This window comes from Ancylomarina sp., assembly GCF_041555295.1.
Taxonomy (GTDB): Bacteria; Bacteroidota; Bacteroidia; order Bacteroidales; family Marinifilaceae; genus Ancylomarina.
The window spans coordinates 1-6,190 of the sequence record NZ_JBFFKR010000203.1 but is presented as its reverse complement, the minus strand read 5'-3'; the positions used below and the strand labels follow the sequence as shown (position 1 = coordinate 6,190).

The 6,190-nt window shown below is 36.0% G+C and carries 5 protein-coding genes and 1 pseudogene; 2 read left to right on the top strand and 4 right to left on the bottom strand.

The window, feature by feature from the left end; genetic code table 11:
- A partial coding sequence (locus tag ABY905_RS12780) for a hypothetical protein (RefSeq protein ID WP_372644477.1) occupies nucleotides 1-392 on the bottom strand: 392 nt, incomplete at its 3' end.
- Between the two features lie 356 nt (nucleotides 393-748).
- Nucleotides 749-1,543, bottom strand: coding sequence for a tRNA pseudouridine(38-40) synthase TruA (truA, locus tag ABY905_RS12775; protein ID WP_372644475.1), 795 nt, complete (start codon nucleotides 1,541-1,543; stop codon nucleotides 749-751).
- Between the two features lie 1,356 nt (nucleotides 1,544-2,899).
- On the opposite strand from truA, the gene ABY905_RS12770 reads away from it, so the two are divergent.
- Nucleotides 2,900-3,208, top strand: a complete 309-nt coding sequence (locus ABY905_RS12770) for a hypothetical protein (protein ID WP_372644473.1) — start codon at nucleotides 2,900-2,902, stop codon at nucleotides 3,206-3,208.
- A gap of 317 nt (nucleotides 3,209-3,525) precedes the next feature.
- Here the strand turns inward: ABY905_RS12770 and ABY905_RS12765 are convergent, their stop codons facing one another.
- Nucleotides 3,526-4,272 carry a LuxR C-terminal-related transcriptional regulator gene (locus ABY905_RS12765; protein WP_372644471.1) on the bottom strand — a complete coding sequence of 249 codons (747 nt, stop codon included), beginning with the start codon at nucleotides 4,270-4,272 and terminating at the stop codon, nucleotides 3,526-3,528.
- A 596-nt stretch (nucleotides 4,273-4,868) separates the two neighbouring features.
- On the opposite strand from ABY905_RS12765, the pseudogene ABY905_RS12760 reads away from it, so the two are divergent.
- A pseudogene (locus ABY905_RS12760) lies at nucleotides 4,869-5,237 on the top strand (WYL domain-containing protein); the annotation flags it as partial.
- 326 nt (nucleotides 5,238-5,563) lie between these two features.
- Here ABY905_RS12760 and ABY905_RS12755 read toward each other — a convergent pair.
- On the bottom strand, nucleotides 5,564-6,190 hold a 627-nt coding region (locus ABY905_RS12755), incomplete at its 5' end, for a GTPase (RefSeq protein ID WP_372644469.1).

Below are 6,190 nucleotides of genomic sequence, written 5' to 3'. Positions count from 1 at the left end.
GCTTTTAGAGATAATACTTTATCGCATAAACCGATAACATAGGTTTCGTCACTGTTTAAACGAATCGCTATCGGATCGTTTTCTGGGTTCTTTTTTTCCTGTTTGTAGGGAGCATCCGGAGTGCTTGCATGAGTCGGAACAAAGTACCAATAAGTATGTTCTCCATGTCTTTCGGCATGCACAAAAGGGATTAAAGCCAACTGATTGCTGTCATCGAGTTCTCTAAGGATTAAGCGAATTGGCAATCCTTTTTTAATATCCTTTGTAAATATTCCAGCTTTAATAAATGCTGGCATCAAATCTTTTACCGGTGCTATGGTAAGTGTAGCATTTGCTTTAAAATATTCTTCAATTACTGTGTTTATCTTTTCTACTTTGGAAAGATCTTTCATATTGAGGTGACTTATTTATAGTTCTATTTGATCATACCACAAAAAAGTGGTTACGCATTCTCCATTATTCAGCTTCTTGGGTTCTATAATGGGGTGCAAATATAGATTTAAATTCACTGATAAAGGCTATGCGATCTTTTCTCTGCATAAAAAAGACCTAACAGGTATTGCGAACACTGTAGATTGGTTTTGATAGTAGGTGAACCATGGGATAAATCCCCTGGGAATTGATATTGGATTTCGGGGTGGAGAAAGAAACCCCACGAACCGTCTATGTTTTTTTAATCTGTGTTCTGTGCTTTTTTCACCTAATTCATCGGCAAGCCTTTTTAATTCTAATTTGTGCCAGGCTGCAACTACTCCAAGCCAAACCTCAACATCTTGATGATATTATACGAATTATTCAATTTCAAAAAGGGATACTCAATGCTGCTAAGAAAAAGTCCATTCGGATATGCAGTCAGCCTTTCATCCAAATCTTTTTCCTGATTCAAAATTTCCTTAAACTCTTTTAAAGACATTTTACCACTCCCCACTTGCATTAAAAAGAAAACGCAAATCCTAACCATTCCTCGAAGAAAGCGATTGGCGGTGATTGTGAACCGTAATCGTCCCTGTTCCTCATCGACGAACACTTCACAATTCCTTATCTGACACAAAGTATTATTGTACGAATCAGGCTGCTTACATAGTGGTTTAAAGTCTATCGTTTTTAGGATAAGAGCAGCAGCTTTTCTCATCAGATCGAAGTCTAATGTCAAATCCTCATAGAAGGAACTGTAACGAAAGAGTACCGCGTTTTTGTTCCAATGAATGAAATAGTCGTAGGTGCGCGCCACAGCATCATGCCGACAATGTTGATCTACGTCTACTTCGATGATCTCAAAAACTGAGATGTCATCAGGTAAGTTTTTGTTCAGTCGAAATTTCAAATCAAATACGGGAGCTTCATCAAGGTTGATTTGAATGACATATTGACTGGCGTGAACACCAGCATCAGTACGCCCGCAACCATAAACACTCACTTCTTTTTTAAAGATTAGAGAGAGTGCTTTCTCTACAACTTCTTGAACGGTGTTTCTAGGCGTTTTTTGGCTCTGCCACCCCCTGTAGTTGCTACCGTCGAATCCTAAGTGTATGAAATATCGCATATTTAAATTGTAAAATGAGTAGCCCTAGTTCAGGTAAAGAAGTTATGACCCGTCGCAAAGCTATCACCTTTGGGCTACAATTAATAATCAAAACAAAGTAATTAAGAAAGATATTGACCTGCATGAGAACAAACAACTTGGTTGGTGAATTATATTACTGAACAACAGGCTAACACAATAATAAATCCAAATCAGAATTTTTGATTCAAATTTGAGAGAATGAGGCTAAAGCCAGTTTCATTCTTGCTCTGTTGGGCGATGAGGCTGATGATGCGGTGGCATTCTTTGGTGAGGTCTGTTTCTTTCTCAGATCGGTGTGACTCATCTATAAAAATCACCCGACTCTTGTATCCAAAAAGATGACTGTCCCTTAAAACAGACACTCTGATTTATCAAATTACTTAACGCTTCCATACAAACAAAAAAGGCCGCTCCTTTCGGAACAGCCTCTCAGTATTTTAATGTTTATTGCTTGATTACTTGCCGAGTTATAACTTCACCATCAGACTGTAATCATATAAAGTAAAGTCCATCAGAGTAATTTGAAAAATCAATTTCATGTGTAAATGAAGACATCCACTTGTCAGAGAATATGAGCTTACCTGAAGCAGTCAAGATCTAAATAAGGACTTCTTGATTCATATCAGATGATGAAACAGTCAAGTAATCTTTTACCGGATTAGGGTAAATTTGGTAGGCTTTAGATTCAATCTCTTCAATTCCAGTAAAGACAATCGTAATTTCAACCGCCTATAAATTACCATTTCCAGCTAGATCTTTTACATTTGCTGCAGCTTGATTATCCTTAATTTCATTGGAATAATATGCCTTACCCAATGCATTCTGAAACGAGAAAGATACTGGACTGTAAAAATCTTACTGAATTCTTAATAAAGAAAATTCTGTTACTATAAAAACAACACTACTATTTAATATTGCATTATTATCAAATATACTTTAAACACACGCTCATTCTCTGTACAGTGGCACACTCCAACCTCTTTTAGAGAATAACGATAACAAACTCCAAAATACTCAACATTGAGTATTTACATCAAAAAAATCCCATCGTAACTTTGAGAAATCTAGGGGATTATATGTCACAAGTAGTGCTCCTTTTCTGAAATAAAAATAAACACTTTAAATTCTCTTTGGGAAAACAAAAAATTGCGCAATTACAACTTAAATGAATCAGAATTAACACTGATAAATGTTTAAGATCCTCTCCCGAATACAACAAAAATTTGTTGTATTACTATCATGTTCTAATTAATTCCTTAATGCAAATTAAAAAAACATTGTATTATGAAAATTTTGAAAGTTTTATTTATTGGCTTGGTACTAGCGGCGTTTACGATGCCTCAAGACGTACAAGCTCAGGCAATTGTCGTCAAAGATGGTATTCATTATTTATCCTTGAACGAATTAGTCCCATCAACAAGTTTTATGACCGTTGACACACCAAGTGGTAATGTAATGTGGAAAACCATTTGGTATTTAAGTGAGGGGAATCCTGCAATCCCTGAAAAAGGTGTTGCTAAAATCACACTATATGGACCATTAGGGCATATAGATTATCAGGCACTAATTTTCCCAAGTGGAAAGGTTATTTGTATTTACCATACGAATGGCTCAGGGAATGACACGCCAAACAATACTAATTAAGTTTTGTTTGCAGGCGATATGAGAAAGGCAGTTCAATAGCAGACTTTTTTATGATGAGCACTATCCCGTAAAATGCCAATAAATGACAGACACACTTTACAGGATAATATTTAATTCGTTTGCTTTCCTGGAACACTTAATTATCATTAAAACACTAAGATTATATTTAGATTTGGTTTTCTGAAAAAGAATTGTCGACTATAGTTGCTGTTAAAAAATGTAGAAATAACAAACTGAGTTCCATTATGGGACTCAGTTTGTTATTTTAAAAATATGATTACCATGAATAAATCGTGTTTTTTCATGAAAGCATAAACTTAGATGTTTTGGAAAAAATGAATTTGCCTGGTATCGGCAATTTCCAGTTTTTTTAAAATATTTCTTCGATGTGTATCTACTGTATGCCGGCTTATATATAGGGTATTCGCAATAAGTTTACTCGAAAGATTTTGACACAACAGCTTAACGATTTCCTTTTCCCTATTGGTTAATCGATCTACACGTTCCTGAAATTTGTCATTTGACAGTGAAAAAAGAGTTTCATCTTTAGTGAAAATTTTAATTTTGACTTTGTTGTCAAATTTGATATCCGAGATATCGGTACAAACACTTAAAATAAACAATAGATGCCCTTTCCTATCCGATCGAATATTAGTTGTAAGTCGGAGTTGGTGGAAGTAGTCTCCATTTTTTCTTTTCATTCGGTTATTTACCTGAAGGGAGAGTACCCCAATATCTTCTACTTTTAAGGCTTGACCATATTTATAGGCAGCACAATTTGCTTTAAAAATGATATCTTGTTCTTCTGAATGTATGTTTTCAAAAATAATGTTTGGGAATTCTTCAGGCGTATAACCAGTTATTCTCTGTACCGCTGGAGAAACATATATAAACTTTAAATCAGTGGCTCTGATAATATAGAAATATTGGTTTGGGAAAATATGCGTATTCTTTATTTCGTAATGAGGATAAAGCTCATCTATATAGTCAGGAAGATCTGGATCAAATTCTTGTAAAGTAATGACTTTTACAAGCTCTCTATATGCATTATTTTCGCTGAGCATTTTTTTAACTGAGTTTAAGATTCCTCAATTTAAGGAGAAAGGATAGTTACTAAAAAAACATTTTGATTAGACTGTGGTTTTAAGCGATGTATAAACCTATTTAAGAAAAAGCTTAATCAATTTCGTAGTGAACTAAGATATTATTCTAGGAATTCTAGTTCACTGACAACCGACTTCAATAATTCTAAAGTGCAAGCAATATCAAAAGCATTTCTTCTTGGACTATCAATAGACTTGGTATGTAGCTCTGACTTTTTCATTTAAATGAGTTTAGAGACTTGAGGAACTCTTCGAAGGGTATACCGCCAGAACATTTATCAACGAATGCCTCACCTACTCAATTGACTTCTTGACGTGCGGTATTCTGAGTGAGCCTGGAAATTCTAATATCGGTTACTTTCATAGACGATTTGTTTTAGCATTCTTCTACAATTCAAGCTCTACTTATAGTTTATATCAATAGTCGATTGGTTCTCTCCTATATTCTTTAAACTCCAGTAGCCATTCCATCAATCCTTTCGTAATCGTAGCGAAAAGTTCTCAGTAATCCCATCTATCTACATCCTTATTTAATATAGGAATTCAACAACAGATGGTTTATTGTGGGTAGAGATAACTCTGCTAAGAAAAAGATGATGACTCTGGCTCTAGATAGAATCCAATCCGTTCAGCTTATAGATGAGATGAAATTCTATGATGATGAAAATTTTAATCCGGATGCTTATTATAAAAATGTGATTGGCGTAACTGTAAACGATGGCTTACTAGCCAGAAATATTATTCTAAAACTTGACAGGAAAAATGCGCCATACGTTCTTACCAAACCCTTACATTCTTCTCCGGAAGTGATTCACAATGATAAAGATGGTATCACAATAACATTAAGCTGGTGCCCAACTACGAGATGGAAAGACTTCTACTGGGCTTTGGCCCCAGCCTTGAGGTACTCTCTCCTCCCTCCTTGAAAAAAAGAATAAGTGGTCTGCTTGGGAAGGCCAAGAAACTATACGAAGATGATTAATTAGAACAACAGCACTGCACAAACTTTGTCAGATAAAATATCATGGGGTCTGACTCTTTCCAGATCGATATGTCTCACCTATAAAATCACTCGACTCTTGTATTAAATAGAAGAACTCTTTGATTAAATGACTTTACTCTTGTTTCCAAGAAGATACCTATCCCTTAAAACAGTTAGCCTGATATCTTAAATAACTTAAGCCTTCCATACAAACAAAAAAGGCTGTCCCATTAGGAACAGCCTCTCAGTATTTTAATGTTTATTGCTTGATCACTTGCCAATGCAAAAGCTCTTGAAGATATTCCCAAGCACCTCATCGCTTGATATATCGCCAGTAATCTCACCAAGGAAATGCAGGCACTCACGAATATCCTGAGCCAGGAAATCTGTTGGAATCATATTCTCCAGGCCATTGTTCACTCGTGTGATACTACCAAGAGCCGAATTTAAAGCTTCGAAATGGCGGGCATTGGTGACAATCACATCCTGTTCGTTCAGGGTGTCCATATTCACCACTTTCAGTAATTCGGTGGCCAATTCATCGGTATTCTCTTGTTCTTTGGCTGAGATAAACATGAGCTTATCTTCTCCATTCAGCCCTACCAGTTGCTTGGCTAGCGCCTCAGTATCCTTGCACAGGTCGATCTTATTCAGGCAAACAATCAGTTTTTGCTGATCGCGATCAATCGTATCGTTGACTTTAGCAATAGATTCATTCAGCATCTCAACAGGACGGTTAGCATCAATCAAAAGCATAACGATTTGAGCCTGGCGCATCTTTTGGAAGGTACGCTCAATACCCATATTCTCAATCTTATCAAGCGTGGTGCGAATACCCGCCGTATCGATAAATCGGAAGGTCACCCCTCCCAAATTGATAGTATCTTCAATTACGTC